The organism is Halolamina rubra, from assembly GCF_000739555.1.
Classification (GTDB): Archaea; Halobacteriota; Halobacteria; order Halobacteriales; family Haloferacaceae; genus Halolamina; species Halolamina rubra.
Map to the genome: position 1 here is coordinate 118,549 of NZ_BBJN01000039.1, position 25,092 is coordinate 143,640.

A 25,092-nucleotide genomic window follows, 5' to 3' on the forward strand; every position below is an offset into this window, starting at 1 on the left:
CCTGTCGCACCAACTGACACTAGCTGGCACGAATTAGCGGATACATGAACGGACCCACCTTCAATCCATCGCACCCGTGTATGTCGGTTTTAGCCGTTCCTAAACGGTTTTTCACCTCCCGTGTGAAACTGGTTTCACCCACATCAGATAGATGAACCGCTGTCACGAAACGTATATCACGAACTATCAAGTTGGTTTCGGGCACCCAAAAGAATTACTGCCCGTGTCGCAAGCCCTAATGCGGCCGGTGGGTTACCGCTCGGACGATGAAGGTAGGCGCGTTCGTCTGCGACTGCGGCGCCCCCGACGCCATCGACGCCGAGGGCGTCAGGGAGGGCGTCGGCGACGACGACGTGGAGGTGGTCGCCAGCGCGAGCCACCTCTGTGGCGACGGCCTCGAGAAGGCCGCCGCCGTCGTCGACGAGTACGACCTCGACCACGTGGTGGCGACCGCCCCCGACGCCGGCTGTCAGCGGCGGATCCGCGAGATGGCCGAGGCCCAGGGGCTCCACCCCGACGCGACGGCGTTCGTCGACCACCGCGAGGGCTCGGGCTGGGTACACGACACGCCCGCCGCCACCGAGAAGACCGCCCGCACCATCGACGCCACCGTCGCCGGCCTGCGCGAGGAGTCGCCCTCCCGGACGGTGTCGAAGGAGGCCGGCGACCACGTCGTCGTCGTCGGCGACGCCGCCGCGGCGTCGTCGCTCGCCGGCCGCGCCGACGTGACGCTGGTCCCGAACGGCCGCGACTTCGCCGACCCGGAACACGACCTCGACGACGTGACCGTCGAGCGCGGTCGCGTGCGTGAGGTGTCCGGCTCGTTCGGCGAGTTCGAGCTGGCGCTCGAGGCCCGCGTCACCGAGGACTGTATCGGCTGTATGGAGTGTGTGAAGCAGGGGCCCGACGAGGGCGTCACCAGCTACCCCGTCGACATCGCTCCCGAGGCGCCGGACGGCGACTACCTCGACTGCTGTCCGGTCGACGCCATCGAACCCGACGGCGTCGAGCGCACGATCGCCGCCGATCAAGTGGTGTACCCCGGCGGCCCGACGAAGAGCCGCGGCGGCCAGCTCGGCTACTTCAGCCACTTCGACGGCGGCGTCGCCGCGGCCGTCGAGAGCCAGCTCGGCGGGATCTCCAAGCCCCAGCATCTCGACATCGAGATGGAGATCTGTGCCTCGGGCGACTCGGGCGTCGAGGGCTGTACGCGCTGTACGGACGCCTGCCCCCACGAGGCGGTCTCCCGGCCCGCGGTCGACGAGGTCGCGTTCGACGAGACCGCGTGCATGGACTGCGGCGCCTGCACCTCCGCCTGTCCGACGGGCGCCGTCCAACTCCGCGAACCGACGAACGAGCGACTGGCCCGCGAGGTGGAGTCGCTGCTGGACATCGACGAGGGCGGCCGGATCAGCCAGTTCTTCGGCGGCGACGCCGGCATCGAGTCGCCGGTCGTCGCGTTCGTCTGCTCCGAGCAGGCCGCCGACGCCCTGGAGAGCTACGGGCGCCGGGCCGGCCGCGGCGAGGACGCCGGCTACCAGCCGATCCTCCCCGTCCGCGTGAACTGTACGGACACGGTCGGCGAGGCCAACGTGCTCCACGCGCTCGCGGCCGGCGCCGACGGCGTCGCGATCGTCGGCTGCGGCGACGCCTGTCTCCACTCCGGCCCGGACCCGAAGGCCGAACTGGTCGACCGGATGAACGTCGCGACCGGCGATCTCGGGCTCGGCGCACGGACCGCCTTCTTCGCGCCCGAGGGCGACGACCCCGCCGGGTTCGCCGAGGAGCTCGACGCGTTCGTCGCGGGGCTCGACGCCTCGCCGCTCCCGACCGGCGAGCACGAGGCGACCGGCACCGGTCGCCCGGACTCGCCCCGCGAGCCGTTCACGACGCACGACTGGGCGCTCGAGTCGGTTCGCCGGATCGTCGACGAGACCGACCCGGACCGCGACGTGATCCGCGGGCTGGACACGTTCGGCCGGATGGAGGTGTCCGACGACTGCAACCTGACGCCGACGTGTACGACGCTCTGTCCGACCGACGCGATCCAGCGGACGAACGACGGCGAGCTCCAGTTCAACCACGCCGACTGCGTGAACTGCGGCCTCTGTGAGAGCGGCTGCCCGGAGGGCGCCATCACGATCGAGCCGGGGCTGGAGCGCTCTCGGCTGCCGGAGAACCGCGACGGCGAGGAGTGGGAGCCCGTGTTCGAGGGCGAGATGCTCGAGTGCGTGCGCTGCGGAACGCCGTTCACCAGCCGCGGGTCGATGGAGTCGGTCCGCGACGAGGTGGGCGACCTCGTCGAGGGCGTCGCCGGCGACACCGAGCACAGCATCTTCGAGTACTGCGACAACTGCCGCGCGCAGGTCGTTTTCCAAGGGGACAACAATGGACGATAACGCCGTTTACGACGCACGCATCGAACTGGTCGACTTCGTGATCGAAGTGTTCCACGACACGCCCGACGAGGCGTTCGTGGAACGGCTGCTCGCCGGCGAGATCGAGACGCCCGGCGACGAGGTGAACGACCACCTCGACGCCGGCTTCGACGCGCTCGAGGAGTTCGTCGAGGCCAACCAGGGCCGCGACGTGGCGGAGGTCGTCGACGAGCTGGCCCGGGAGTACACCGCCCTGATGGTCGGCCCGCGCCCGGAGGTGCTGCCCCACGAGACGTACTACCGCGAGGACACCGAGTTCATCGGCGAGGGGCTGGCCGACGTGGAGGCGAGCTACGGCGCCGCGGGCTGGAACCCGCCCGAGGAGTACGGCGAGGAGAACGACCACATCGCCGTCGAGTTCGCGTTCCTGCGGAACCTGATCGACCGCCAGCGCGCCGGCCAGGACGAGACGGTCGGCTTCGAGCGCGTGTTCCTCGACGAACACCTGCTGACGTGGCTCGAGGAGTTCACCGACCACCTGATCGACCAGACCGACGAGCCGCTGTTCGTCGCCGGCGCACAGATCGCCGCCGGGACGGCGTCGTTCGAGGACGAGATCGTCGCGCAGCTGCTGTAGCGCGTTCTCCGGTTCCGTATTGGCGTCGACGACGGCCAGCGACCGCTACTCGTTCGAAGAACCGCAGGAAGAAGCGACGGCGTTACTCGTCGTCGAGGTCGTCGACGGAGGTGGCGAACTCGCCCTCCTCGTCCTGGTACTCGCCGAAGTCGATCTCGCCGTCGACCTCGCCCTCGTTGATCTCGTGGGGGCCGAGGTTGTACTCCCAGACCTCGTAGTCGCCGAACGCGTCCATCGCGCCGTCCGGACGCCAGCCACTGTCCTTGTGAGCCATGGAGAAAGCCTTGGCCCGACGGGGCTTAGTCGTTTTCCCTCACCAGTCCTCGGCCGGCGCGCCGGGGCCGGCCCCCGGCTGGACCGTGTCCTCCGGGAGGAACGTGCGAGCGAACAGCTCGAGGTGGAGTTCGAGCACCGCCGACGGCTCGGCGTCGACGCGCTCGGCCTGTTCGTCGAGCAGCTCTGCCAGCTCGTCGCTCGGCGCGTAGTGGAGCGTCCGCCCGTCGAGCTCGAACTCGATCTCCGTCGTGCCCGAGGCGAGGTGTTCGACCTCGAGCAGCGCCTGTTCGAGCTTCTGCTCCAGCGCGTCGTCGTCGTCGAGCATACGCTGGTCGGCCCACTCCCCGGCGGCGTCGGCGAGTCGGTCGCCGATGGTCACCGAGAGCGCCATCAGAACGACACCCCCTGTGCCTCGCCCTCGAAGGCGGGCTCCCAGCGGGTCACCTGCTCGCAGACCGGACACTCGGTGTCGACCGGCCCGGTCTCGGCGCCGAACCGAGCCATCGAGTCACACTCGGTGCAGACGTACTGCATTATTCGGCGGCGTCCTCGGGCGGCCACGCCTCGGGGGCGGGCTCGTCGCTCTCGAAGGCGCCCAGCACCACGGCGGCGAACAGGATCGTCGCCGCCATCACGAGCAGGCCGACGACGCCCGCGGCGGGGGTCATGCCGACCGGCTCGGGCGACCAGAACTCGAACTGGCCCAGGACGCGGGCGGTGGAGAACACCAACCACGCGATCGCGGCCAGCAGCGCCACCGTCAGGATTCGGGACCGCTGGAACGCGTCTGTCAGACTCATGGGCCACACATTGAGCCGTCGAGTCAAAAACCCCAGGGTCGGCGGGCGATCAGTCGTCGGCGAGCTCCCAGTCGGCCTCCGCGGCCGCGGTGTCGAGCGGCATGAACTCCCAGTCGGCCTCCTCGGCCCACGCCTGCTCGCGCTCGTCGACGCCGACGAGCACCATGCGCTCGGCGTGGAACATCGAGTTCGGACCCACGGCCGCGAGCCGCTCGGCGGGGCCGGTGCCGGAGCCGTTGAAGAAGTCGAGATCCAGCACGTTGTCGCGCTGGTACTTGTTGATCACCGTCGCGTCCACGTCGCCGACGATGCCGAGGTAGTCGGTCCAGTTCTCGGCGTCGGCGAGCACCGCGTGGACGTTCTCGAACCGGCGGATCGCGCGGTAGGAGAACGCCATCGTCATGTCCGCGGTCCGGGTCGGCGCGGAGCCGTGGGAGGCCGCCCCGGGCGTCGACTCCGACTGCTCCACGGGCTGGGCGTTCTCCCACTCCTCGCCGCGGGAGTGGCCCTCGGCGGTCCGGCTCGCGCTCGGCGTCGCCCCGTCGCCCTCGCTCGGCGTCCCGGGCTGGGCGCCGCCGGGGTCGTTCGCCCCCGCGGACTCGCCCTGCTCCCGCGCGGCCTCGCCCCACGCGCGGCTCGGCGTATCGCCGGTGTTCGCCGGATCGTCGCTCGTGGGTTCGGACGCGTCGCTAGCGCCCTCGCCGTCGCTCGGGGGGACGCCGCCGGTCGGGCTACTCCCCGAGCCCGCCGCCGACCCTCCGGCGCCGCCGCCCTCGACGGGGACGCCGACCGGTCGGTCGTCGTTCTCCCGGGGGATCCGCGGCGTCGCGGCGTCGGCGTCGCCGAAGTCGTCGGCGCCGATGTCGACGCCGCGGTCGGGGGCGTCGGGCTCGTCGTCGGGCGACCCCTCGCCGCGCCAGAGCCAGTCGCCGGGGTTGGGGCGGTCCTCCTCGGCCTCCTCGTCGGGCTGTGCAACGTCGTCGAGATCGATCCTGTCGGTCATTCTGTCTGGGTGTCGTCGGGAGCGGTCGCGTCGGCGGCGGTCGCGGCGGGCGCGTCGGCCGACACCGGTGTCTCGGCGTCGACGACGCCGTCGAGATCGAGCGCCGCGACCAGTTCGCGGGTCGGGAGCCCGTCGCGGCCCCAGCCGCGGTACTCGTAGTAGGCGGCGAGCGTGCGCTCGAACTCCTCCGGGTCGACTGCGGCGCCGTCGGCGCGGGCCTGGCGGAGCCGGGCCGGCAGGTCGTCGTCCGCGCTGTCGAACCCCTCGCGGGCGTTGAACAGCCGGATCAGCGTCCAGATGCGCTCGCCCGTCCGGGCCAGCGACTCGGCGTCGTGGTCGATACCCACCGCGCGGAGCCACTCGGCGCCGAGATCCTCGCGCAGCACGTCGCCCAGGAAGTCGTCGGCGACGAGGCTCCAGAGCACCGAGCGGGCGGTCTGGGCCTCCGCCACCTCGCGGACGGTCTCGGCCCGCGTTCGCTCGTGGAACACCTCCTCCTCGACCGGGCGGGCGCGCCGGTGGCAGCCGCCGCGGTCGCTGGTGGCGTACGCCAGCGCCATCCCCTCGGCGCCGCGGGGGTCGTACCCCGGCAGCGCCATCGCCTTCACGGTCGGGACCAGCTCTTCGCCGGAGAGATCGGCGTCGGGCGCCGCTTCGCCGGCCCCGGCGTCGGGTTCGACGAACGCGGCCGCCTCGGCGACGCCGTCGGCCAGCGCGTCCGCCAGCGGATCATCGCGGCGGGCGATGCGCTCGACGAGGTCGCGGGCCGCTGCCTCGTCACCGAACTCGACGGCCTCGTCGACGATGCCGGCCTCCGCCGCCAGCACGGTCCAGGAGACGGCGCTGCCGGACTCGATCACGTCGACGCCGAGGCGGTCGCAGGCGGCGCCCAGCGCGGCGACGGCGTCGAAGTCGTCGATGCCGAGGCCCGCGCCGAGGCTGATCGGCGCCGCGCCGCGGGGGACGCTCTCGCCCTCCTCGGTGTCGACGCGGAAGCCCCCGGGGACGCGGTCGTCCGGCCGCTCGCGCTCGACGGCAGCCTCCCGGGCGGCGTCGATGCCGACACCCTCGCTGCCCTCGAACTGGCCGGCCTGCCAGCCCTCGGTCGCGAGCGCGCCGACCTCGTCGGCGAACTCAACGGACTCGAGGGTGCCGCTGGCGGCCTGCCAGCGCCCGGTCGCGTGGTCGGCGTACTCGGCGTCGGTGCGCTCGCGCAGTCGCTCGACGGCGGGCGGGATCTCGGGCCGGTCGCCCCGGGCGACGACGGCTTTCAGCCGCTTCGCGCCCATGACGGCGCCGACGCCGCCGCGGCCGGCGTGGTGGTCGCCGGCGTCGGAGGCGACGGTGGCGTAGGCCACCTCGTTCTCCCCCGCCGGGCCGATACAGGCGACGCTCGCGTCGGGGTAGGCCTCCGCGGTCTCGACGGTGTCGGCACCCCAGTTCTCCGCCGGCACGAGGTCGGCCTCGCCGTCCTCGACCACGAGGGTTGTGGGTTCGTCGGCGGCGCCCTGCACGATCACGGCCAGACAGTTCGGCAGCGCGCCGGCGAGCGAGAGCGGGAACTGGCCGCCCGCGTAGGAGTCGAGGAAGCCGCCGGTCAGCGGCGACTTTGTGACCGCGGCGTAGCGCGTCTCGCCAGGGAGGTAGCCCGAGAGCGGCCCGAGCGCGAAACAGAGGCGGTTCTCGGGGCCGAGCGGGTCGGCGTCGGCGGGGAGCTCGTCGTAGAGGTAGCGTGCGCCGAGCCCCTTCCCCCCGAGGTAGCGCCGGCGCCAGCGCTCGGGAACGGTCTCGCGGCTGGCGACCCCCCGCGTGAGATCGACGCGCAGCACCGACTCCCGTTGCATCTGTCACTCCCAGGGTGGGCACGGCTAAAAGCGTTGCCCGACGGCGTCGTCGCGGCGCTACGCTTTTGTCGGGCGGCGTCGACGTGCCGTCGATGCGTGGGACACACGTCGCGGCCGTGGACGCGGTCCCGGCGGGCGGCTCCTACCTGTTCAGCGTCGAGGACGCGTTCACCAACGAGCGGGAGGCGATCCTCGTCCCCTGCGAGGCCGAACCGGGCGTCGAGGCCTGGCTCAACAACTGCCCCCACGAGGACCAGCGCTTCGACACCGGCCGCGGGGCGGCGATCCGGGACGGCGAGCTGATCTGCCCCAAGCACGGCTCGCTGTTCGACACCTGCGAGGGCGACTGCGGCAACGGCCCCGCCGCCGGCTCGTCGCTGCGGCCTGTGGATATCGAGGTCAGAGAGGGCGAGGTGTTCCTCGTCGACGACGGGTACAGCTACCTCCACGACGGCGGGCTGGACGACGACGAAGGGCCGAGTTCGACCTCCCACCTCTCGTTCTGAGACGCCGGCGGGGTACCAACCGTCGAGGCCGCCGTCGACGGGAGGGGCTGCGTCAGCGGGGAGCCGAAGCGGGCGAGGTGGCTTCCACAGCGACGGCATCGAGCTTCGTGATCGCCGCACGGAGGCGGCGGCAGGTCACTCGCCGCGGCTGGGTTACACAGCCACGGCGTCGCGCTCGTCGACGACGACACGGAGGTCGCCGTCGGTCGCTCGCCGCGGCTGGTTTACTCGAACAGTTCGACTGCCTGCTCGTACCGCGCGGCAGGCTCCTCCCAGTCGACGACGTCGAAGAACGCGCTGACGAAGTCGCCGCGAGCGGGGCCGTAGTCGTAGTAGTAGGAGTGCTCCCACACGTCCAGCGCGAGGATGGGGTGGGAGCCCCAGAGGGCGCCCTGGTCGTGCTTGTCGACGACGACGTTCCGAAGCTGGTTGCTGTAGGAGTCGTAGACGAGGAGGGCCCAGCCGCCGGCGGCGCCCGCGGCGGCCTCGAACTCGCCCTTCCAGGCCTCGTAGGAGCCGAAGTCCTCGGCGATGCGGTCGGCGAGCGCGCCGGACGGCTCGTCGCCGCCCTCGGGGCTCATCGACTGCCAGAACAGGTCGTGGAGGATGTGCCCCGAGCCGTTGTGGGTCACGTCGCCGATGGCACCGGGCGACGAGCCGAACTCGCCGTTCTCGCGGTTCTCGGCGAGCGTCTCCTCGGCGCTGTTCCAGCCGTTGACGTACCCCTGGTGGTGGGTGTCGTGGTGCCACGTCAGCACCTGCTCGCTGATCGAGGGTTCCAGCGCGTCGTAGTCGTACGGGAGCGGCGGCAGTTCGTAATCAGACATGCACCCGGGCGTTCGACCCCCGGCGGTATGAACGTTCGCTGAAACGGATTCAAGTTCGAAAGTCGATAGGTCGGCATCTGCCGATAAGTGGCTTCAAAACGATTCAGAATCGAGTTTTTCAGAATATAGTCCACGAACAGGTACGTTCGCCGTGCCGCCGCCGTCGCGGTTATCCGTCCAGCAGGACTCGTCTGGAGTATGTCCTCCGACCACGCCGTCGACGGGCCGCTCGCCGGCCAGACGGTACGGCACGGCACCGGCGTGAACTCGACGCGCGCGTTCCCTACCGACCAGTTCCCGCGGAACCTCGACCCGTTCGTGCTGTTCGAGCGGTTCTACATCGACCCCGACGACGGGTTCCCGAACCACCCCCACCGCGGGTTCGAGATCGTCTCCTACATGCTGGAGGGTGGGATGGACCACGAGGACTCGCTGGGGGTGAGCCACACCGCCCACGCGGGCGACGCGATGCACATCACCGCCGGCGCCGGCATCGAGCACTCCGAGATGCCGGCCGACGGCGCCGCCTGCAACGGGCTCCAGCTCTGGGTGAACCTCCCCGGCGAGCAGAAGGACGCCGAGGCCGATTACGAGGACGCCGACGCCGACGAGCTGCCGACCGAGCGCGTCGACGGCGCCACCGTCACGACCGTCGTCGGCGAGGGGTCGCCGCTGTCGCCGCACACGTCGATGGAGTATCACGACGTGCGCGTGGACGGCACCTGGGAGTGGACGGCGCCCGACGGCTGGGCCGGCTTCCTGTTCGGCGTCGCGGGCGAGGGAACGGTCGACGGCCGGGCGTTCGGTGAGGGTGACGTGTGGCCAACGACCGACGCCGGCGGCGTCGCCGTCGAGGGCGAGGAGCTTCGCATGGTTGCGGTTTCGGGCGACCCACACGGGGAGCCGATCCGACAGCGCGGCCCGTTCGTGCTCTGACCGATCACGGCTCGTGACCGGCGCCGAGGACGGTCGGCGCCCCAGAACCTGTTGCCGTGATCGTGTTGTGACCAGTTCTGGCTCGTGACCGGCGCCGAGGCCGGTCGGCGCCCCGAAACCTGATGCCGTGGTCGTGCGCGAGGGAATGGTGCGACTTTTGGCGCTCCACCCCCTGACGCGTGGTATGGCGACGCACGCATCGCGCGACGATCCCGCACCGTCGTCGCTGCCCGACGCCGTCCCGCTCGACCTCCGAAACCTCACGCGACAGAGCTGGAAGCTCGGCAGCCGCATCGCCGACGAGGCGGGGCGGCTCGGAAAGTGGCGACACGCGGGCGGCGGCTGGTCGCTGACGGCGTTCGAAGCGACCGAGGAGACGCTGGTGCTGCGGCTGCGAACTCCCGTGGGGCGCAGCCGGTTCTACGGCGCGATCGAGTCGGAGTTCCGGGAGGCGGTGTCCGGGCTGTCGTCGTCGCCCGCGTGGGAGCGCGTCGACGCCGACGCCTGACGGGGTGTTCCGCGGTTTACGACGGGCCCACGTCACGCACCGTGTAGCCCGCGTCCTCGATGTCCTCGACGATGCGCTCGATCGCGGCCTCGCTGGGCGTCGTCAGCCGGGCGACGATGTCGGCCTCGCCCACCGGGAGCCCCTGTTCGGAGCGGTCGTGGCGCACGTCGCGGATGTTGGTGTCGTGCTTGCCGATCAGGGAGGCGAGCTCGCCCAGCACGCCTGGGCGGTCGTCGATCCGGATGCGGATCGTGACGAACTGGCGCCGGTCAACCAGCGCGCGGGTGAGTACGTCCTGCAGCGTCGCGATGTCGATGTTGCCGCCACAGAGCAGCGGCGCTACCGTCCCGTCGACGTCGAGTTCGCCCGAGAGCAGCGGCGCCACCGAGGCCGCCGCGGCGCCCTCGACCATCTGCTTGGTGCGTTCGAGCAGCCACAGCGTCGCGTTCGCGATCTCGGTGTCGTCGACGGTCACCACCTCGTCGACGCGCTCCCGGATGATCTCGAACGTCTGGTCGGAGAGGCTCCCCGTCGCGATCCCGTCGGCGATCGTGTCCGGCGTCTCGTTCTCGACTGGCTCGCCCTTCCGCAGGCTCTGAGGGGCCGTCGCCGCCGCCTCGGCCTGCACGCCGACGACGCGCACGTCGTGGTCGGCGGCCTGCATCGCCGTCGCGACCCCGGAGATCAGCCCGCCGCCGCCGATGGGGACGACGACCGTGTCGAGGTCGGGCACCTGCTCCAGCAGTTCGAGTCCCAGCGTCCCCTGGCCCGCGATCACGTCCGCGTCGTCGTAGGCGTGGACGAACGCGGTGCCGGGTTCGTCGGCGCGCTCCTGGGCCGCCGCCATCGCGTCCGCGAACGTGTCGCCACGGAGTTCGACCGTCGCGCCGTACCCTCGGGTGGCGTCGATCTTCGCCTGCGGCGCCGTCTCGGGCATGAACACCAGCGAGTCGAGGCCGCACTCCGTGGCCGCGAACGCGACGCCCTGGGCGTGGTTGCCCGCGCTGGCGGCGACGACGCGCTCGGCCTCGCCTCGTTGGGCGATCTGGCAGATGCAGTTGTACGCGCCGCGCGGTTTGAACGAGCCCGTCTTCTGGAAGTGTTCGAGCTTGAGCCACACGTCGGCGCCGATCGTTTCGCCGAGCGTGGCGCTCTGTCGCACCGGCGTCTCGCGCATGCGCTCGACGCCCTCGATCCGTTCGCGAGCCGCCTGCACGTCGGTCAGCGAGACCGTCATCGCCCCGCTCCCCGTCGGTGACAGTCGCTCCGGTGTCGGTTCGTGTCGTCGTTCACGCTCACCGTACTCGGGCGACGTGAACTTAGACCTTCGTTCATCCGCGCGAGCGCTCCCCGCCCCGACCGCCGTGGACTTAACCCCCGCCGCGACACAGCGCGAATATGCGCGACGACGGCGACGACGGTCCCGCAGCCGACGCAGCTCCCACGGACGACGCGCCATCGGCGCCGGAGCTCGTGGCCGTCGGCGCGGCGACGGTCGACCGCTTCTACGACGTGACGAACCTCCCGGCGCCCGACGGCGGCGCGTTCGCCCGCGAGACGACCGAGCGCTTCGGCGGCGTCGGCGCCAACGTCGCAACCGGCGTCGCCGGGCTCGGCCCGGACACCGCCCTGCTCGCCCGGCTGGGGAACGACGACCTGGGCGACCGCGTGCTCGCCGACCTCGAGGCCGGCCCCGTCTCGACCGCGCTGGTCCGGCGCGGCCCCGGGACGACGACCCACTGCGTGATCCTCCGCGGTCCGGGGGGCGAGCGGATGATCGTCACCGCGGGCGACTCGACGGTCCGACTCGGCCTCGACGATTCGGCCCGCGGGACGATCCGGGCCGCCGACGCCGTGTTCGTGACCGCCTACGCGCCGGACGCGGTGACGAGCGAGATCGTCGAGATCGCCGCCGAGCCCGACGGCCCGGCGCTCGCGTTCGACCTCTCCGGACCGATCGAGGAGCTCCGGGACCGCGGTACGGAACCCGGGACGATCGACCGCGTGATCGAGGTGGCCGACCTGTTCGTCACTGCCGAGGTCGCCGCCGAGTCGTACCTCGACTGCCCGGCCGACGAGGCCGTCGACGCGCTCCGGGCCCGGGGCTGCAGCCGCGGTGCGGTGACGTTCGGCACCGACGGCGCGGCGCTGTTCGACGGCGGCGAACGGACCCGGATCCCGGCGTTCGACGTGGACGCGGTCGACACGACCGGCGCCGGCGACGCCTTCACCGCGGCGCTGGTCGAGCGCTGTCTGCTCGGGGGCGCGGCGGCCGAGCGGGCGGGCCGGTTCGCGGCGGCCGCGGCCGCGCTGAACTGTCGCGCCGAGGGGGCGAGGGGCGGTCTCCCGGACCGGGAAGCAGTCTCGGCGTTTCTCGCCGACCGGACGGACTGAGCTCTCCGGACCAATCAGCTCGGCCACAGGGTTATCTCGCTTCGCCCGTTACTGACACGTATGGCAGACGATAGACAAGGCCGAGACAAGCAGGCCCAGGACGCCGACCGACGCCAGCGCGAGCGAGCCCTCCGGGCCGAACTGGAGCGCTACGACGAGGCCGAACCGCCCGTCGACGACGCCGAACTCGACGAGATCGAGGCGGAACTGGAGACGGTTACCTTCCCCGCGACGGGCGCCGAGGTCGTCGACGCCGTCGGCGAGCGTCGGGTGACCGCGGGCCAGGATACCTACGCCCTCGAAGAGCTGCTCCCCGACGCCGAGGTCGAGACGTTCGAGGCGCCCGACGTGGTCCGGAGCCGGATCCAGCGACCGACGCCGCGTCGGCGATGAAGCGCATCGTCGAGGCCAGCGAGACGATCCCGAACGTGGAGTTCTCGTCGAGCAAGCGCGACGCGTACGAGAAGACGATCCGGGCGCTCCAAGCGGTCGACACCATCGACGAGGACGAGGGCGTCCACGCGATCACCGAGTGGATCGTCGAACGGATCGAGGAGAAGGGGAAGCTCCCGGGGTCGCGCGACGTCCGCCGGCAGGGGGCGAAGTTCACCCGTAACACCGGGTACGAGGTCCGGAGCGACGAGTGGCTCGGGGTCTGACCCGGCAGCTAACACTCCCGTTACCGGGTGAAGGTGGTGTCCGGGAACGGATTTACCCGTGGGCCGAGAACCCAGTATCACGAGACAACCATGTCCGACGTACCTACCCAGGCTGACGAGAGCGACATCCCCGTCACCGCCGAGAAGCCCGACAGCCCCGTCGGCGTCTCCGGCGTCGACCACATCACACTGATCGGGAGCAACGAGGCGGACACCGTCGAGTACTACCGCGACATCCTCGGGATGCCGCTGGTGCTCCGGCAGCCGAACCTCGACAACCCCGAGGCGACCCACCTGTTCTTCGACGCCGGAGACGGCCGGATCATCACCTTCTTCGTGAGCGATCGGGACTCCGACAACCGCCCCCAGCGCGTCGGGATGGGTGGCGTCCACCACCTCGCGTTCAGCGTCGACGGCGAGCGCCTGCCGGAGATCGCCCAGGGGCTCGAGGAGCACGGGTACGGCTACAACGAGTTCGACCGCGGCGCGTTCCACTCGCTGTACACCCGTGACCACAACGGGCTGACGATCGAGCTCGCGGCCGACAAGTTCGAGATCCCCGACGACCGCCGGGGCGAGGTGCTGGCCCACGCGCAGGCCCACCGCGTCGACAGCGGCGCCGAGTACGTGAAGGACGAGCACATGCGCGCCGCGCTGGAGGAGCTCGGCATCCCCGTCGAGGAGATCGAGATCCCGAGCACGGCCGCCTCCGGCTCGGGGGGACTGTGAGCGAGCGGGAGCCCGACCTCGACTCGGCGCTCGAGGCCGTCGACGACGCCGTCGGCGTCGCGCTAGACGCCGAGGATTCGCCAAAGTAAGGCACCGTCGGCGGCTTGTTTCAGGGTTCCTGTCTCGCCAGCTGGTGACTGAGCCGGGAGTTTATCACGGATAGCGCGGCCACGACCGTCGATGCGCTGAGAACAGCCCCGGGGCGTCAGCGGTAGTGCGGCACGCGCCTCGGGCGTCGACGGGCCGCCTGTTCGCCAGCCTCGTGAGCGACTGCGTCGACGACGGCTACTCCCGGACGTCGTCGGCCGCCGCGACCAGCTCCCGGGTTCGCTCCTCGCTCACGGGGTCGCCGGAGGCGTCGCCGGCCTTGAGCGCGGTGCCGACGATGACGCCGTCGGCGACCGAGAGGATCTCCCCGACCGTGTCGGCGGTGACACCGCTCCCGACGAACAGCGGCACGTCCAGCCCGAACTCCGCCCGGCGGTCGGCAGCCTGCTGGAGCTCCTCCCGGTCGACGGCGTGGCCGGTCCCCATCCCGGAGACGACCGTCGCGTCGGCCAGCCCGCGCTCGACGTTGTCCGCGAACGACTCGGCGGTGAAGTCCTCCGCGGCGATGGGTGCGGAGTGTTTCACGTCATGGTCGGCGAGCACCTTCACGTCGGCGCCGAGGCGCTCCCGCTCCCGCATCGTCTCGTAGGCCTTCCCCTCGATGATCCCCTGATCGGCCACGCGAGCGCCGGTGTGAATGTTGACGCGCATGAACTCGGCGCCGACGGCCTGTGCGACCGCGAGATCGGCGGCGGCGTCGTTCCGGAGCACGTTCACGCCCACCGGCAGGGCCACCTCGTCGGCGACGGCGCCGGCCGCGCGGGTCATCGAGGCGACGACGTGTTTGGGCACGTCGTCGGGGTAGAACGGTGCGTCACCGAAGTTCTCCACCATCACGGCGTCGACGGCGCCGGCTTCCAGCGCGCGGGCGTCGGCGCGGGCACGGTCGATCACGGCGCTTCGGTTGCCGTCGAACTTCGGCGCCCCCGGAAGCGGGTCGAGATGGACCATCCCGACGACGGGCTGGCTGTGGCCGAACGTGGCTTCGAGATCCATAGCCGGGGGTCGGACCGGGCCGGGTAAGCTCTGACGACTCCGGACCGACGGCCTACGCCCAGAGCTCCGTCTCCTCGCGGAGCCCGCCGGTGATGATCGAGCGAACGGTCTCGATCTCGGCGTCGACCTCGGCGGTGTTCTCGAGCAGCACGGTCTCGCTGGGGAACAGCTGCTCGCCCAGCACGAGCCCGTGATCCCGGGCGGTGTTCCCGGTCACGGTGAGGTAGACGCCGACGCCCGCCGCCGCGATCGCGGCCTCCTCCTCCTGGCCGTTCTCGGGGTAGACGAACTCGACCCCCTCGAGCGCGTCCATCCCCAGAACCGCCTCGACCAGCCGTTCGTACCGCGGCGAGATACACATCGGCCCCTCGTAGCCGGCGAGGAACTCCCGGTCGAGCTCGGTGCCGGACGGCGCGACCTCGGGAGTCCCCAGCAGCGTGTGGTACACCGTGTCCCCGAGCCCGGTGACGACGCGCACGTCCGACTCCGTCGGGTCGATCCGCTCGTTCACGTCCCCGAGGTCGGACAGTCCTGTCGGGCCGAGCGAGACGACCTCCTCCAGCACCAGGTCGGCGGCGTCGAAGCCGAGCGCGAACTCGTGGGTACGCAGCGCGCGGAACGGCTCCTCGCGGCCGACGAGATGCACGGGCGTCCCGTCGAGTTCGACCGTGAGGCTGTCGAACACGATCCGTCGTGGCTTCCCCTCGCGGTCGTCACGGAGCAGCGTGAACTCCGGACCCGTCGGATCGGCGGGCACTGAGTACTCGACGAGCCGCTCGTAGCTCCCCTTCTCGGCGGTCTGTTCGCCCTTCGTGATCGCCTTCTCGTACCGGAGCACGGAGGTCACCTGATCGACCGTCGCCTCGGCGTCCTCGGTGTCGGCGACGGCGGCGACCCGCTCGAGGACGGCCTCCAGCGGCCGCCCCTTCCGGGGAACTGCGACGGGTACCGGCTCAGTCATTGTGCGTTCGAGGGGGCCGACGGAAAAAGCGGTTGCGGAAGTGGCCGAGAGCCCGAACGGCTAACCCCTCGGCGACGAGAGTGAGAGGCGTGATCCGCCGTGGCACTCGGTGAGACGATCCTGCTCGTCGGCGTCGCCCTCGCGGTCTGGGGTGCGATCAGCGTGCTGCTCGACGCACTCGTCGGCGACGGGAACCGATGGTTCGTCGGCTATCTGGTGGGGTTACTGCTGGGGCTCGCCGTCGTCGGCTACCTGCTGCTGACACGGACCTGAGCGATAAGGGGGTCGGGATCAGTCAGTGCGTGTCGCCCGCGAACTCCACCCGGGTGCCGTCGTAGCGGCAGTCCTCGAGCGCGTGCTTGGCGGCGATGCCGGCGTCGTGTGGCGTCGGGCCGTGGCCGACGCCGACTTTCAGCTCCACGTCGGCGTCGTCGCTGACGTGGTCGATCGCGGCCTCGTACTCGGCCTCGCTCATCTCCGGGACGACCGCGATCACGTTGTCGCCGCCGACGAAGAAGGAGAGGGCGCCGTGGGCCTCGCGCATGTGCCGCATCAGGCTGGCGTACGCCTGCTCGATCCGGATGAACGAGTCGAACTCGTTCAGCCGGTCGGTGTACTTCCCGGTCGCGTCGTTCACGTCGAAGTGGGCGATCGCCACGTCGCTGGCCTCCGGCGGGCGGTAGTCGCCGGCCAGCACCTCGCGTCGACCACGGTCCTGTGCGCTGCCGGCCTCCTGGACCCGCTCAGTCGCTCCTTCGAGCGCCTCGATCGGCACGGAATCGACGGCGGTGCCGAGGCTGACCGAGATCGGGTAGCGGTTGCCGATCGACTCCTGGAGGAGCTCGTGGTCGGCCCCGTCGAGGCCGTTGGTGACGGCGACCATGTTGTCGAAGCGGGTGAAGAAGGCGTAGCCGTCGCGGGAGCCGACGAACTGCGCGATGTCCGCGAACAGCCGGGACTGGAGCGTCTGGAGGTCCATCTCCCGGCGCGGTTCGGGCTCGACGGTCCACGGGCCGTAGTTGTCGATCTGGATGTGGGTGAGCTGCAGCCGACTCATCTCGCTCCCGGATCGGGGGGTCGCGCAGTTGTAGTTTGGTATTCCCGAATGTGGGAGGGCCCTACCGCAGCGGCGTCAGCAGCAGGCCGGCGTAGTACTTCGGCGCGCTCCTGCGCGACCGTGCCAGCGCGACCCGCAGCGCCTCGTCGGCGTCGTCGAACACGCCCGGCCCGTGCCCGACGAGGATCCGGTCGGGCGAGACGTTGCGGAGCGCGCTCCGCGGCGGGAACAGCCGCAGCGCCGGGTGGACGCCGAGCCGCTCGGCGTCGGTGGTGAAGAAATCGACCGTGCCGACGGCCTCCGGCACGATCAGCGTCCCGCTCTCGCGGTCGTACAGCGCCACCTCGTGCCAGAGCCGGTTGTCGACCACCGTGATCGTCAGGAACTCCGTCTCCGGGAGCGCGCGGCTGTACACCGTCGTCTCGCAGTCGAGCTCGTCGGCGACGCCGGCCAGCGTCTCGGGCAGCGAGACCGGCACGCCGTGGCGCTCGGCGACCGCGGCCGTGTCGCGCTTGTGGCGGTCCAGCAGCAGCGTCACCCCGGCCACCTCGCCCAGCGAGGCGAGTTCCTCGTCGAGCCCCGGGGCGTCGACGGGGTCGATCACCCAGACGCCGGCCTCGGTCTCGACCGCGTGGCTGGTCCGGTGCATCCGGTCGACCTCCTCGGCCAGGGTCCAGCTGATGCCGCCCTCCCACCGATCGACGACCTCGAGTTCGCTCATACCGACCGTTCGCCCCCACGGGGCTTAACTCTCGGCGGCACCGGCCCGCCGCAGCGTTTACCCCTGTCAACGGCCAACCACGATCCATGGGTGACGAGATCGCCGCGGCGTTCGACGGTATCGACCCGGCGGACGTGCCCGAATCGGTCGACCGCGCCGCGCTCGAACGGATGCGCACCGTCGCGATGGTGCTCGACGAGTCGATCGAGCTCCCGGTGATCGAGTACCGGATCGGCGTCGACCCGCTGCTGTCGATGCTCCCCGGCGTCGGCGACGCGATCAGCGCCGGGATCTCGCTGTACATCGTCGTCGAGTCGGCGCGCCTCGGCGTCTCGTTCACGACGCTGCTGGGGATGCTCGCCCGGATCGGCGTCGACTTCGCGGGCGGCTCGATCCCGATCGTCGGCCCGGTGTTCGACGCCGCGTTCAAGGCGAACAAGTGGAACGTCGAGGCGGCGATCGACGACCTGTTCCCCGAGGACGACGACGAGGCGGCCGACCGAACGGTCGTCGAGATCCCGGTCGAGTAGTCGCGGCGAGCCGGCGCTTTTTGGTGATCGACGCCGTAGCCCCGTTCGTGCAGTTCCAGGGGGCGATCCTCGACGTCGACGGCACCGTGGTACGCGGCGAGGAGCGGCTCCCGGGCGCCGCCGAGGGGTTGGCGGCGCTCGCCTCCCGGTCGATCCCGCGGCTGTTCGTCTCCAACAACCCGACCCGGCCGGCGACGGCGTACGCCGAGAAGCTCCGGCGCGCGGGCGTCGACGCCGCGCCGTCGGAGATCCTCACGGCCGGCGCGAGCACGGTCGCCTACCTCGGCCGCCACCACACCGGCGAAACGGTGTATCTCGTCGGCGAGCGCGGCCTGCGCGAACAGCTCGAGAGCGCGGGGTTCGACGTCGTCGTCGCCGGCCGACACGGCAACCCCGAGCGCGGCGCCGACGTGGCAGTGGTGTCGATCGATCGGGAGTTCGACTACGACACGCTCACCACCGCCGTCCGGACGATCCGGACCGAGGAGCTCCCGGTCGTCGGAACCGACCCCGACGCCGTCATCCCGGCGGCGGCGGGCGACGTGCCGGGCTCGGGGTCGATGATCGCCGCCGTCGCCGACGCGGTCGAGCGCGAGCCGGAGGCCGTGCTCGGCAAGCCCCACGAGATCACGCGGGAACTGGCGCTAGACCGGCTGGACTGCGACCCCGCGGACTGTCTGGTCGTCGGCGACCGGCTCGACACCGACATCGCGCTCGGCGGCGAGCAGATGACGACGGTGCTCGTGCGGTCGGGCGTCGCCGACGAGTCGCGGATCGAACGGTCGTCGGTGGCGCCGGACTACGTCGTCGACTCCCTCGCCGACGTCCGCGCGGTGCTCGACGGCGACGCCGGTGAGTGAGTCGGAGTCGAACCGCTTAACCGCGGTTCCGCCCCATCGCGGGGCATGAGCGAACCACGTATTCTGGTGACCAACGACGACGGGATCGAGAGCCCGGGGTTCCGGGCGCTCTACGACGCCCTGGAGGCGGTGGGCGACCCGATCGCCGTCGCGCCGTACTCGAACCAGAGCGCGGTCGGTCGCGCCCGCTCCTTCGAGGCGACGGTCCACGAGTACGAGCTCGGCTACGCCGTCGAGGGGACGCCCGTCGACTGCGTCATCGCCGGCGTCGAGGCGCTCTGTCCGGACGTGGACATGGTCGTCGCCGGCTGTAACAAGGGCGCGAACCTCGGCGCCTACGTGATGGGTCGGTCCGGCACCGTCTCGGCGGCCGTCGAGGCCGCGTTCTTCGACGTGCCGGCGATCGCCGTCTCTCAGTACGTCCCCACCGACGGCGACGAGGAGTTCGAGAACATCAGCCCGCCGAAGGAGGCGTACGCCGACGCGAGCGAGGCCGCCGCCTACCTGGTCGAGCAGTCGCTGGACACGGGCGTGTTCGACGAGGTGGACTACCTCAACGTCAACGCGCCCGCGCCGGACGACGCGCCCGAGCGACCGGAGATGGTCGTCACCGACCCCTCGCCGCTGTACGCGATGACCGCCGACTTCGACGGCGACACGATCAGGCTCGAGGACAAGGTGTGGCAGCGGATGCAGAACGGCGACATCCCCGACGAGAACGGGACGGACCGCCGCGCCGTCGTCGACGGGAAGATCAGCGTCTCGCCGCTGACGGCGCCGCACAGCGTCGAGCGACACGACCGCCTCGACGACGTGGCGGCGACGTACAACCTCTAGCTGCCCGCCGACCGACTCAGTTGTACGTCTCCTCCCGCAGCACCGTCACCCGGGTGCCGTCGTGGACGGCGACGACGCGGTCCGCCTGTCCGTAGAAGGTCACGTTCCGCACGGTGACCGACTCGTTCGTCCCGGGCAGCGGCCGGCGGGCCGTCTCGTTCCCCTCGCTCACGAGCAGGTAGAACGAGTCGTTGCCCGCGGCGACGGAGACGTTCTGGTTCGCGATCCGCGGATCGGCCTGTGCGGGGGCGGAGGTGAACACCGTCCGGCGCTCGCCGTCGTGATCGAGCGCGACCGCGTACGCCGTCCCGCCGCCGACGGCGGTCCACCCGCGCCGGACGGCCGTGACGGTGTCGCGCCAGCCGACGCCGCCGACGACGACCGTCGCCCGCCCGTTCGCCGCGAGCCGCCCGCGGGGGACGACCGAGAGCCAGATCCGCCTGTCGGGGTTGGCGACGATCACCCCCGAGGTGGTGACCTGCGTCGTCTCGCCGAACAGCGTGACGGGGATCGCCGACACCATCTCGTTCTCGACGCCCTCGGCGTACGTGACCTCGTAGCCGCGGACGGACGCCGGCTCGCCCGGCAGGTCGCCCTCCGTCGACACGAGGTTGACCGCGACCGCCGGGCCCGAGAACAGCGCGGCCGTGATCACGATCGCGACGACCGCGAGCTGTCGCACCGAGAGATCCCTGAGCCGCGAGTCGTCGCCCTCGGTCGCGGTCTCGTCGCCGGCGAACGGCCTCCGTTCCGGGCCGGCGACGGCGACGACGATCACCGTCGCCGCCAGCGCGATCAGGCCGAGGCCGGCCGCGCGGTAGAGCACGTACTCGCTGCCGCCGCGGTACCAGTACACCGCCCAGAGCGACTGGCTGGCGGCGAGCAGCACGCCGCCGACCCAGAGCCGCGCCGGCGACGGCGTCGCCTCGCCCCGGCGCCGGAGCAGCACGGCCGCCAGCACGACGCCGACGAGGAGGCCGATCGCGTGGCCCTGGATCGCGATGTCGGCCCACCACGGCGTGACGAACCGCGAGCGCCCGGCGGCGGTGATCGTGGGGTTCCGCAGCGCGCTGTAGACGAGGTTCAACAGGTCCGAGGCGACGAGCGCGAGCACCGTCGCGAGCGGGTAGCGCGCCAGCGCGAACCCCGCGAACGCGAACACGACGCCGGAGAAGCCGATCACGGCGCCGACGGTGAACATCGTGAGCACGACGCCGACGACGCCCACGGCGAGCGGGAACAGGAGGAACGCCCGGGCCTTGGGGTTCCGGCGGAGCGCGTCGAGTCGTCCCCGGATCCGCGACGGCGTCGACGCCCCCGACAGCGTCGACGGCGACTCACTCGACAGCGTCGGCGTCCGCGGGTCGGAGGAGTCCGGCGGGTAGTGACCGACGGCGTACTCGACGATCGGTGCCAACGTGAGCGCGCCGAACAGGTTGCCGAGCAGGTGGCCCGGCCCGGCGTGGGCGAAGCCGGCGACGAGCATCCCCAGCGGCTCGAAGTACGACCACGCACGGAACGGGAGCACGACCGGCCGGTGCCAGTGGGCGTAGCCGCCCTGGACGAACAGGTACACCGCGAGCACGCCGGCCACGGTGACGACGGTCCCCCAGGGGACGCCGAGCACGAACCGCTCGCGCAGGCGGTCCTGGAGGCGGCCGTCGTCGAGCGCGAGCGCGAGCGCGACGCCGCCCAGGAGGGCGACGACGACGAACAGGCGCTGGAGGAGCGCCCAGGGGACGCCCCCGAACTGGCCGACCGGCGAGACGGACATGGGCGTAGTACTGCCGTCACCGGACTTGAAAGCTCGCCCGCCGGGCGCCGCCCGGGCGACTACTCCGGCCGCGGGAGCAGCAGGTAGCAGGCGGTCGCGATCACGGCCAGCACCGCGAGCAGGAGGAACGCGGCGTCGAACAGCGCGGCGTCGGCGAACGCGCCGACGACGACCGCGCCGAGCGAGGAGACGCTGGTGAACACCGTCCGCAGCAGGCCGTAGCCGCTCCCCCGGATCTCCTCGGGCAGCCCCGCCGCGACGTAGGCGGTCGCGACCGGCGTCGAACCGCGCTGGGTGCCGAGCAGGACGACGACCGCCGCCAGCAGCAGGCGCTCGCCGGTGAGCACCAGTCCGACCAGCAGCAGCGCGTAGACGGCCGTGATCGCGACCAGCACGACGCGCTCGTTCGTTCGGTCGGCGACCCGCCCCGCGAGCGGCTGGGTGACGGCCGCGACCGCGAACAGCCCGCCGAACAGGAGCGCCGCGGTCCCCTCGCCGAGGAGCTTCACGTCGACGAGATACGTCGTGAGGAAGGCGGTCATCCCCTGGAACGTGAAGAAGGTGAGCGTGATCGCGGCGGTCACGAGCACGATCTCCCGGTCACGGACCGCCGCGAGCACCCGGGGGAGGAGCTCCCGGAGCGAGGGCTCCGCTGGCTGCTCGGAGTCGTCGGTCGTCGACGACTCGACCTCGGACCCGGGCGCAGCGTCGACGGCGAGCCACAGCGCGGCGAACGCGACGAGGAACAGCGGGAGCTCCAGCCCGAAGCCGAGCCGCCAGCCGACGGCGGCCGCGAGCAGGCCGACCCCCGCCGGGAGCAGCGACGAGCCGACGTTTCCAACCGCCATCACGACACCGATGGCGGTGCCGCTGTCGTCCGGGAACGCCCGCGAGAGCAGCGTCACCCGGGGCGTGGCGAACAGGCCCCCGACGATCCCGAACAGCCCCGCGCTGAGGACGAACACCGGGAACGTCGGCGAGACGGCGAACGCGGCGGCGACCGCTCCGCCCAGCGTCATCGAGCCCAGCAGCATCCGCCGCTCGCCGATCCGGTCGGTGAGCAGCCCGGCGGGGAACTGGCAGGCGCCGTACACCAGCCACATCGCGGTGACGGCGACGCCGGCGCCGGTGTTGCTCAGCGTGAACTCCGCGCGGATGTACGGCAGCGCCGCCGGCACGGAGAGCATCGTGCCGACGATCATCGCCCAGCCGAGCGCGACGGCGACGACGGTCCAGCCACGCCCGTCGCCGTGGAAGGCGGCGAGCGACTCGCGGGCGCGGCCGAGAGGTGTCGAAGGCATGGCGGGCGGAGCGTGCGCTACCGGAGCGGTGGGTTCGAGCGCTAAATAGCTGCGTCTCCCGGCGAACTGGCCGCTCGGGCTACTCGTCGAGGCGCCAGAGCTCGGTCTGGGGGTCGACGACGTACTCGGTTCCCGCCTCCGTCACCCGAACCATCTCCTCCTGTCCGACGTAGCCCCACTCCGTGTCGAGGCCGAGCTCCATCGTGTACACCTCGCCCGGCCTGACCTCTCCCTCGACGGACGCGCCGTAGCGCTCCCACTCCGGCCCCAGCAGCGTGCCGCCGTCGTGGGCGCTGCGGCCCACCTGGTGGCCGAACGCGTGGTCGAACAGCTCCCGATCCCGGGCGACCAGTTCCGCTCGGGCGCGAGCGTCGACGCGGTGGCCGACGGCGCCGGGTTCGAGCTCGTCGTACCCCGCCTCGATGGCGGCGCGCACGTCCTCGAACGCCTCGAGGAGCCCCTCTGGCGGCTCCCCGTTGACCCAGAGTCGCTGGAGGTCGGCCGCGTACTCGTCCTGCACGACGCCGAAGTCGACGTGGAGCAGTTCGCCCTCCGGCACCGTCCGGTCGCCGGGGAGGGTGTGCCCCACGTCGGCGGCGCCGCCGGCGTGGACAGTCGGGCAGTACTCCCACGACCACGCGCTGTCGTAGCCCGCGTCGCGCATGCGCTCGTGGAGGTAGTCAGCCACCTCGGACTCGGTGGTGTCGGGGGTCCACTCGTCGGCGGCGGCGTGGAGGAGGTCGAGCGTCGTCTCGGCCGCGGCGTCGATGCGCTCGTGCTCGGTGTCGGACTTGATCCCGCGCACGTCGGCGACGATGTCGCCGGCGCCGACGAACTCCCGGCCCGGGAGGAGGTCCTGGAGCCGGAGGTACATCCCGTGGGTGAGCCCGTCGGCGACGTTGTCGTCGCGGTCGAAGTTGATCGCCACCGTGTCGGCGGTGATCCGGGAGAGCGCCGCCCGGAGCGGCTTCTGGATCGCCTCGTCGTACGCCCGGACCTTGTGGACGCCCAGCTCCTCGGCGGTCGGCGCGTCGTGCTGGCCGAGGATCACCGTCGACTCCTCGGGGCCGACGACGACCGCGGTCGGCCAGACCACGTCGAACCCCAGCACGTACGGCAGCGTCGGCTCGTGGATCTCGTCGGTCTCCCGGCAGAAGATCACCCACGCGTCGGCGTCGCTGTCCGCGACGGCGTCGCGGGCCTGTTCGACTTTCTCGGCGACGAGGCGCTCGTCCATACGCGCCCCTGTCGCGGGCGAGGCTTAGCTTCCGGGGGAGCGGAACCGGCGTGGGACCGACCGGGCGTTTATGGGGGTTGCCACGTGACGTGCCACCGAACACCGAGGCGATCGTGAGTGATCGAGAAGGCACGCCGGGGGGTCCGCGGGCTGATCGACCGGATCAGGCCCGAGCGGATCCGTCCCACTCAGCCGCCGTCGACGCTCGTCGACGCCGAGGGCCGGGAGATCGAGATCCGGCCCTACCGCGACGACGACTTCGAGGGGCTGGTCGAGATGTACGACACGTTCGACCCCGAGCAGCGGGCCCAGGGGACGCCGCCGCTCCAGCGGGACGAGATCAGAACGTGGATCGAGGGGCTGCTCGACGGGGTGAACGTCGTCGCGCTCCACGACGGCGAACCGGTGGGGCACGTGAGCTTCGTCCCCGACGGCACCGACCGCCACGAGCTCGCGATCTTCGTCCACCAGGCGTACCAGCGCGCCGGGATCGGCAGCGCGCTCATGGCCACCGGGCTGGGGTACGCGCGGGAGCAGGGGATCGGCTACGTCTGGCTCACCGTGGAGACCTGGAAGCGCGACGTCCAGCGGTTCTACAGCCGCGCGGGCTTCTCGACGGTGAACCCGATGGGCGCCGCCCACCGGATGTCCCGGACGCTGTGACGGACCGCAGCGAAGCCGCCGCTACTCCGTTAGGACGAACGAGCCGACGAGGTAGACGCCGACGGCGACGACGAGCGCGCTCGCGACGCCAAGCAGCAGCGACGGCGGTTCGACCACGAAGCCGAGCGCGAGCATCAGGACGCCGCCCGCGTCCAGGCCGAGTCCGAACACCCCCGGCCCGGTGCTGCGGGAGCGTCGCTCGCTCGCCGGCTCGAGGCTGCTCGCCTCCTGAGCGGCGGAGTAGCTCAGCAGCCACGGGACGAACAGGAACGCGCCGACGCCGGTGAGCCCGCCCGCGGCGACGCCGTAGGGGACGCTGTCGAACAGCAGCACGCCGACCCAGGTGAACGTCGCGAGTTGCAGCACGCCGGCGCCGGCGCCGATGGTCGTCAGCCAGTCGATCGCTCATCTCGGCTGCGTCCTCAGCCATGCGCGACGCTGCGCCCGAGCTACTGAAAACGGGTCGGTTCGCGTCGTCGATCGACGCGGCGCCGACGTGGCGCTCGATGCGGGCGACGTTGCGCTGGTTGGCGTTCCACGCGGATGTCGA

The 25,092-nt window shown here is 71.5% G+C and carries 28 protein-coding genes and 1 pseudogene; 13 read left to right on the plus strand and 16 right to left on the minus strand.

Going from position 1 to position 25,092, the window contains the following annotated elements:
• Positions 1-266 precede the first annotated feature (266 nt).
• Both ACP95_RS11470 and ACP95_RS11475 read left to right on the plus strand, forming a co-directional pair.
• A complete protein-coding gene (locus ACP95_RS11470) occupies positions 267-2,399 on the plus strand; it encodes a 4Fe-4S dicluster domain-containing protein (protein ID WP_049981336.1) in 2,133 nt (710 codons plus the stop codon).
• Positions 2,389-3,015: a TorD/DmsD family molecular chaperone gene (locus tag ACP95_RS11475; RefSeq protein WP_049981337.1), complete on the plus strand. Its 627-nt coding sequence runs from the start codon at positions 2,389-2,391 to the stop codon at positions 3,013-3,015. The genes ACP95_RS11470 and ACP95_RS11475 overlap by 11 nt, the downstream gene beginning before the upstream one ends.
• An 82-nt stretch (positions 3,016-3,097) precedes the next feature.
• Here ACP95_RS11475 and ACP95_RS11480 read toward each other — a convergent pair whose 3' ends face one another.
• Genes ACP95_RS11480 through ACP95_RS11500 form a run of 6 tightly spaced genes read right to left on the minus strand, consistent with a single transcriptional unit; the run spans position 3,098 to position 6,938 of the window.
• Positions 3,098-3,289 carry a hypothetical protein gene (locus tag ACP95_RS11480; protein WP_049981338.1) on the minus strand — a complete coding sequence of 64 codons (192 nt, stop codon included), beginning with the start codon at positions 3,287-3,289 and terminating at the stop codon, positions 3,098-3,100.
• Positions 3,290-3,328: 39 nt separating this feature from the next.
• Positions 3,329-3,682 (minus strand): hypothetical protein, encoded by a 354-nt coding sequence (locus tag ACP95_RS11485; protein ID WP_049981339.1) that lies wholly within the window; start codon positions 3,680-3,682, stop codon positions 3,329-3,331.
• The gene (locus ACP95_RS15790; protein ID WP_154018529.1) at positions 3,682-3,825 is read right to left on the minus strand and encodes a hypothetical protein; all 144 of its coding nucleotides are present in this window, start codon (positions 3,823-3,825) and stop codon (positions 3,682-3,684) included. Before ACP95_RS15790 ends, ACP95_RS11485 begins: the two co-directional genes overlap by 1 nt.
• Complete coding sequence (locus ACP95_RS11490; protein WP_049981340.1) at positions 3,825-4,091, minus strand: hypothetical protein; 267 nt, start codon at positions 4,089-4,091, stop codon at positions 3,825-3,827. The genes ACP95_RS15790 and ACP95_RS11490 overlap by 1 nt, the downstream gene beginning before the upstream one ends.
• A 49-nt stretch (positions 4,092-4,140) precedes the next feature.
• A complete protein-coding gene (locus tag ACP95_RS11495; protein ID WP_049981341.1) occupies positions 4,141-5,094 on the minus strand; it encodes a DUF7124 domain-containing protein in 954 nt (317 codons plus the stop codon).
• Positions 5,091-6,938, minus strand: a complete 1,848-nt coding sequence (locus tag ACP95_RS11500) for an aldehyde ferredoxin oxidoreductase family protein (protein ID WP_049981342.1) — start codon at positions 6,936-6,938, stop codon at positions 5,091-5,093. Before ACP95_RS11500 ends, ACP95_RS11495 begins: the two co-directional genes overlap by 4 nt.
• 92 nt (positions 6,939-7,030) lie before the next feature.
• Between ACP95_RS11500 and ACP95_RS11505 the strand changes: the two genes are divergently transcribed.
• Entirely contained in the window at positions 7,031-7,444 is a 414-nt protein-coding gene (locus ACP95_RS11505) for a Rieske (2Fe-2S) protein (RefSeq protein ID WP_049981343.1), read from the plus strand.
• Positions 7,445-7,668: 224 nt separating this feature from the next.
• Here ACP95_RS11505 and sod read toward each other — a convergent pair whose 3' ends face one another.
• Entirely contained in the window at positions 7,669-8,271 is a 603-nt protein-coding gene (sod, locus tag ACP95_RS11510; protein ID WP_049981344.1) for a superoxide dismutase, read from the minus strand.
• 198 nt (positions 8,272-8,469) lie between these two features.
• Here sod and ACP95_RS11515 point away from each other — a divergent pair, with 198 nt between their 5' ends.
• Positions 8,470-9,207 carry a pirin family protein gene (locus ACP95_RS11515; protein WP_049981345.1) on the plus strand — a complete coding sequence of 246 codons (738 nt, stop codon included), beginning with the start codon at positions 8,470-8,472 and terminating at the stop codon, positions 9,205-9,207.
• Positions 9,208-9,391: 184 nt separating this feature from the next.
• Positions 9,392-9,715, plus strand: a complete 324-nt coding sequence (locus tag ACP95_RS11520) for a hypothetical protein (protein WP_049981346.1) — start codon at positions 9,392-9,394, stop codon at positions 9,713-9,715.
• Between the two features lie 16 nt (positions 9,716-9,731).
• Here the strand turns inward: ACP95_RS11520 and ilvA are convergent, their stop codons facing one another.
• Entirely contained in the window at positions 9,732-10,952 is a 1,221-nt protein-coding gene (gene ilvA, locus ACP95_RS11525; RefSeq protein WP_049981347.1) for a threonine ammonia-lyase, read from the minus strand.
• A 161-nt stretch (positions 10,953-11,113) separates the two neighbouring features.
• On the opposite strand from ilvA, the gene ACP95_RS11530 reads away from it, so the two are divergent.
• The 3 genes and pseudogenes from ACP95_RS11530 to ACP95_RS11540 all read left to right on the plus strand — a co-directional run bounded on the left by ACP95_RS11530 (position 11,114) and on the right by ACP95_RS11540 (position 13,497).
• Complete coding sequence (locus ACP95_RS11530) at positions 11,114-12,109, plus strand: carbohydrate kinase family protein (protein WP_082224670.1); 996 nt, start codon at positions 11,114-11,116, stop codon at positions 12,107-12,109.
• A gap of 60 nt (positions 12,110-12,169) precedes the next feature.
• Positions 12,170-12,768, plus strand: a pseudogene (locus ACP95_RS16640) (DUF5789 family protein).
• Between the two features lie 90 nt (positions 12,769-12,858).
• Positions 12,859-13,497, plus strand: coding sequence for a VOC family protein (locus tag ACP95_RS11540; RefSeq protein ID WP_049981348.1), 639 nt, complete (start codon positions 12,859-12,861; stop codon positions 13,495-13,497).
• A 285-nt stretch (positions 13,498-13,782) separates the two neighbouring features.
• Here ACP95_RS11540 and ACP95_RS11545 read toward each other — a convergent pair whose 3' ends face one another.
• Both ACP95_RS11545 and ACP95_RS11550 read right to left on the minus strand, forming a co-directional pair.
• Positions 13,783-14,601 carry a BtpA/SgcQ family protein gene (locus ACP95_RS11545; protein ID WP_049981349.1) on the minus strand — a complete coding sequence of 273 codons (819 nt, stop codon included), beginning with the start codon at positions 14,599-14,601 and terminating at the stop codon, positions 13,783-13,785.
• Between the two features lie 52 nt (positions 14,602-14,653).
• Entirely contained in the window at positions 14,654-15,562 is a 909-nt protein-coding gene (locus ACP95_RS11550; protein WP_049981350.1) for a hypothetical protein, read from the minus strand.
• A gap of 99 nt (positions 15,563-15,661) precedes the next feature.
• On the opposite strand from ACP95_RS11550, the gene ACP95_RS15795 reads away from it, so the two are divergent.
• Positions 15,662-15,835 (plus strand): hypothetical protein, encoded by a 174-nt coding sequence (locus tag ACP95_RS15795; RefSeq protein ID WP_154018530.1) that lies wholly within the window; start codon positions 15,662-15,664, stop codon positions 15,833-15,835.
• 22 nt (positions 15,836-15,857) lie between these two features.
• Here the strand turns inward: ACP95_RS15795 and ACP95_RS11555 are convergent, their stop codons facing one another.
• Positions 15,858-16,619: a GTP cyclohydrolase III gene (locus ACP95_RS11555; protein WP_049981351.1), complete on the minus strand. Its 762-nt coding sequence runs from the start codon at positions 16,617-16,619 to the stop codon at positions 15,858-15,860.
• Between the two features lie 61 nt (positions 16,620-16,680).
• Positions 16,681-17,340 carry a hypothetical protein gene (locus ACP95_RS11560; RefSeq protein ID WP_049981352.1) on the minus strand — a complete coding sequence of 220 codons (660 nt, stop codon included), beginning with the start codon at positions 17,338-17,340 and terminating at the stop codon, positions 16,681-16,683.
• 86 nt (positions 17,341-17,426) lie between these two features.
• On the opposite strand from ACP95_RS11560, the gene ACP95_RS11565 reads away from it, so the two are divergent.
• The 3 genes from ACP95_RS11565 to surE are packed head-to-tail and all read left to right on the plus strand — an operon-like array spanning position 17,427 to position 19,567.
• Positions 17,427-17,870 carry a DUF4112 domain-containing protein gene (locus ACP95_RS11565; RefSeq protein WP_049981353.1) on the plus strand — a complete coding sequence of 148 codons (444 nt, stop codon included), beginning with the start codon at positions 17,427-17,429 and terminating at the stop codon, positions 17,868-17,870.
• A 23-nt stretch (positions 17,871-17,893) separates the two neighbouring features.
• The gene (locus tag ACP95_RS11570) at positions 17,894-18,730 is read left to right on the plus strand and encodes an HAD-IIA family hydrolase (protein WP_394324978.1); all 837 of its coding nucleotides are present in this window, start codon (positions 17,894-17,896) and stop codon (positions 18,728-18,730) included.
• 45 nt (positions 18,731-18,775) lie between these two features.
• Positions 18,776-19,567 carry a 5'/3'-nucleotidase SurE gene (surE, locus tag ACP95_RS11575; protein ID WP_049981354.1) on the plus strand — a complete coding sequence of 264 codons (792 nt, stop codon included), beginning with the start codon at positions 18,776-18,778 and terminating at the stop codon, positions 19,565-19,567.
• 16 nt (positions 19,568-19,583) lie between these two features.
• On the opposite strand, the gene ACP95_RS11580 is transcribed toward surE, so the two are convergent.
• The 3 genes from ACP95_RS11580 to ACP95_RS11590 all read right to left on the minus strand — a co-directional run bounded on the left by ACP95_RS11580 (position 19,584) and on the right by ACP95_RS11590 (position 23,879).
• The gene (locus tag ACP95_RS11580) at positions 19,584-21,341 is read right to left on the minus strand and encodes a rhomboid family intramembrane serine protease (protein WP_049981355.1); all 1,758 of its coding nucleotides are present in this window, start codon (positions 21,339-21,341) and stop codon (positions 19,584-19,586) included.
• Between the two features lie 59 nt (positions 21,342-21,400).
• Positions 21,401-22,642, minus strand: a complete 1,242-nt coding sequence (locus ACP95_RS11585) for an MFS transporter (RefSeq protein ID WP_049981356.1) — start codon at positions 22,640-22,642, stop codon at positions 21,401-21,403.
• Positions 22,643-22,721: 79 nt separating this feature from the next.
• The gene (locus ACP95_RS11590) at positions 22,722-23,879 is read right to left on the minus strand and encodes a M24 family metallopeptidase (protein ID WP_049981357.1); all 1,158 of its coding nucleotides are present in this window, start codon (positions 23,877-23,879) and stop codon (positions 22,722-22,724) included.
• A gap of 117 nt (positions 23,880-23,996) precedes the next feature.
• Here ACP95_RS11590 and ACP95_RS11595 point away from each other — a divergent pair, with 117 nt between their 5' ends.
• On the plus strand, positions 23,997-24,542 hold the full coding sequence (locus ACP95_RS11595) for a GNAT family N-acetyltransferase (RefSeq protein WP_154018531.1): 546 nt from the start codon (positions 23,997-23,999) through the stop codon (positions 24,540-24,542).
• Between the two features lie 21 nt (positions 24,543-24,563).
• Here ACP95_RS11595 and ACP95_RS11600 read toward each other — a convergent pair whose 3' ends face one another.
• Positions 24,564-24,908 (minus strand): hypothetical protein, encoded by a 345-nt coding sequence (locus ACP95_RS11600; RefSeq protein ID WP_049981358.1) that lies wholly within the window; start codon positions 24,906-24,908, stop codon positions 24,564-24,566.
• Positions 24,909-25,092: the final 184 nt, after the last annotated feature.

Excerpts from the sequence above, each read along its gene's own strand:
- ACP95_RS11505 (WP_049981343.1), top strand. The coding sequence starts at position 7,031 with ATGCGTGGGACACACGTCGCGGCCGTGGACGCGGTCCCGGCGGGCGGC.
- ACP95_RS11550 (WP_049981350.1), bottom strand. The coding sequence starts at position 15,562 with ATGACTGAGCCGGTACCCGTCGCAGTTCCCCGGAAGGGGCGGCCGCTG.
- ACP95_RS11560 (WP_049981352.1), bottom strand. The coding sequence starts at position 17,340 with ATGAGCGAACTCGAGGTCGTCGATCGGTGGGAGGGCGGCATCAGCTGG.
- ACP95_RS11490 (WP_049981340.1), bottom strand. The coding sequence starts at position 4,091 with ATGAGTCTGACAGACGCGTTCCAGCGGTCCCGAATCCTGACGGTGGCG.
- ACP95_RS11515 (WP_049981345.1), top strand. The coding sequence starts at position 8,470 with ATGTCCTCCGACCACGCCGTCGACGGGCCGCTCGCCGGCCAGACGGTA.
- ACP95_RS11520 (WP_049981346.1), top strand. The coding sequence starts at position 9,392 with ATGGCGACGCACGCATCGCGCGACGATCCCGCACCGTCGTCGCTGCCC.
- ACP95_RS11545 (WP_049981349.1), bottom strand. The coding sequence starts at position 14,601 with ATGGATCTCGAAGCCACGTTCGGCCACAGCCAGCCCGTCGTCGGGATG.
- ACP95_RS11555 (WP_049981351.1), bottom strand. The coding sequence starts at position 16,619 with ATGAGTCGGCTGCAGCTCACCCACATCCAGATCGACAACTACGGCCCG.
- ACP95_RS11585 (WP_049981356.1), bottom strand. The coding sequence starts at position 22,642 with ATGCCTTCGACACCTCTCGGCCGCGCCCGCGAGTCGCTCGCCGCCTTC.
- ACP95_RS11580 (WP_049981355.1), bottom strand. The coding sequence starts at position 21,341 with ATGTCCGTCTCGCCGGTCGGCCAGTTCGGGGGCGTCCCCTGGGCGCTC.
- ACP95_RS11565 (WP_049981353.1), top strand. The coding sequence starts at position 17,427 with ATGGGTGACGAGATCGCCGCGGCGTTCGACGGTATCGACCCGGCGGAC.
- sod (WP_049981344.1), bottom strand. The coding sequence starts at position 8,271 with ATGTCTGATTACGAACTGCCGCCGCTCCCGTACGACTACGACGCGCTG.
- ilvA (WP_049981347.1), bottom strand. The coding sequence starts at position 10,952 with ATGACGGTCTCGCTGACCGACGTGCAGGCGGCTCGCGAACGGATCGAG.
- ACP95_RS11470 (WP_049981336.1), top strand. The coding sequence starts at position 267 with ATGAAGGTAGGCGCGTTCGTCTGCGACTGCGGCGCCCCCGACGCCATC.
- ACP95_RS11495 (WP_049981341.1), bottom strand. The coding sequence starts at position 5,094 with ATGACCGACAGGATCGATCTCGACGACGTTGCACAGCCCGACGAGGAG.
- ACP95_RS11485 (WP_049981339.1), bottom strand. The coding sequence starts at position 3,682 with ATGGCGCTCTCGGTGACCATCGGCGACCGACTCGCCGACGCCGCCGGG.
- ACP95_RS11500 (WP_049981342.1), bottom strand. The coding sequence starts at position 6,938 with ATGCAACGGGAGTCGGTGCTGCGCGTCGATCTCACGCGGGGGGTCGCC.
- ACP95_RS15790 (WP_154018529.1), bottom strand. The coding sequence starts at position 3,825 with ATGCAGTACGTCTGCACCGAGTGTGACTCGATGGCTCGGTTCGGCGCC.
- surE (WP_049981354.1), top strand. The coding sequence starts at position 18,776 with ATGAGCGAACCACGTATTCTGGTGACCAACGACGACGGGATCGAGAGC.
- ACP95_RS11475 (WP_049981337.1), top strand. The coding sequence starts at position 2,389 with ATGGACGATAACGCCGTTTACGACGCACGCATCGAACTGGTCGACTTC.
- ACP95_RS11530 (WP_082224670.1), top strand. The coding sequence starts at position 11,114 with ATGCGCGACGACGGCGACGACGGTCCCGCAGCCGACGCAGCTCCCACG.
- ACP95_RS11540 (WP_049981348.1), top strand. The coding sequence starts at position 12,859 with ATGTCCGACGTACCTACCCAGGCTGACGAGAGCGACATCCCCGTCACC.
- ACP95_RS11480 (WP_049981338.1), bottom strand. The coding sequence starts at position 3,289 with ATGGCTCACAAGGACAGTGGCTGGCGTCCGGACGGCGCGATGGACGCG.
- ACP95_RS11590 (WP_049981357.1), bottom strand. The coding sequence starts at position 23,879 with ATGGACGAGCGCCTCGTCGCCGAGAAAGTCGAACAGGCCCGCGACGCC.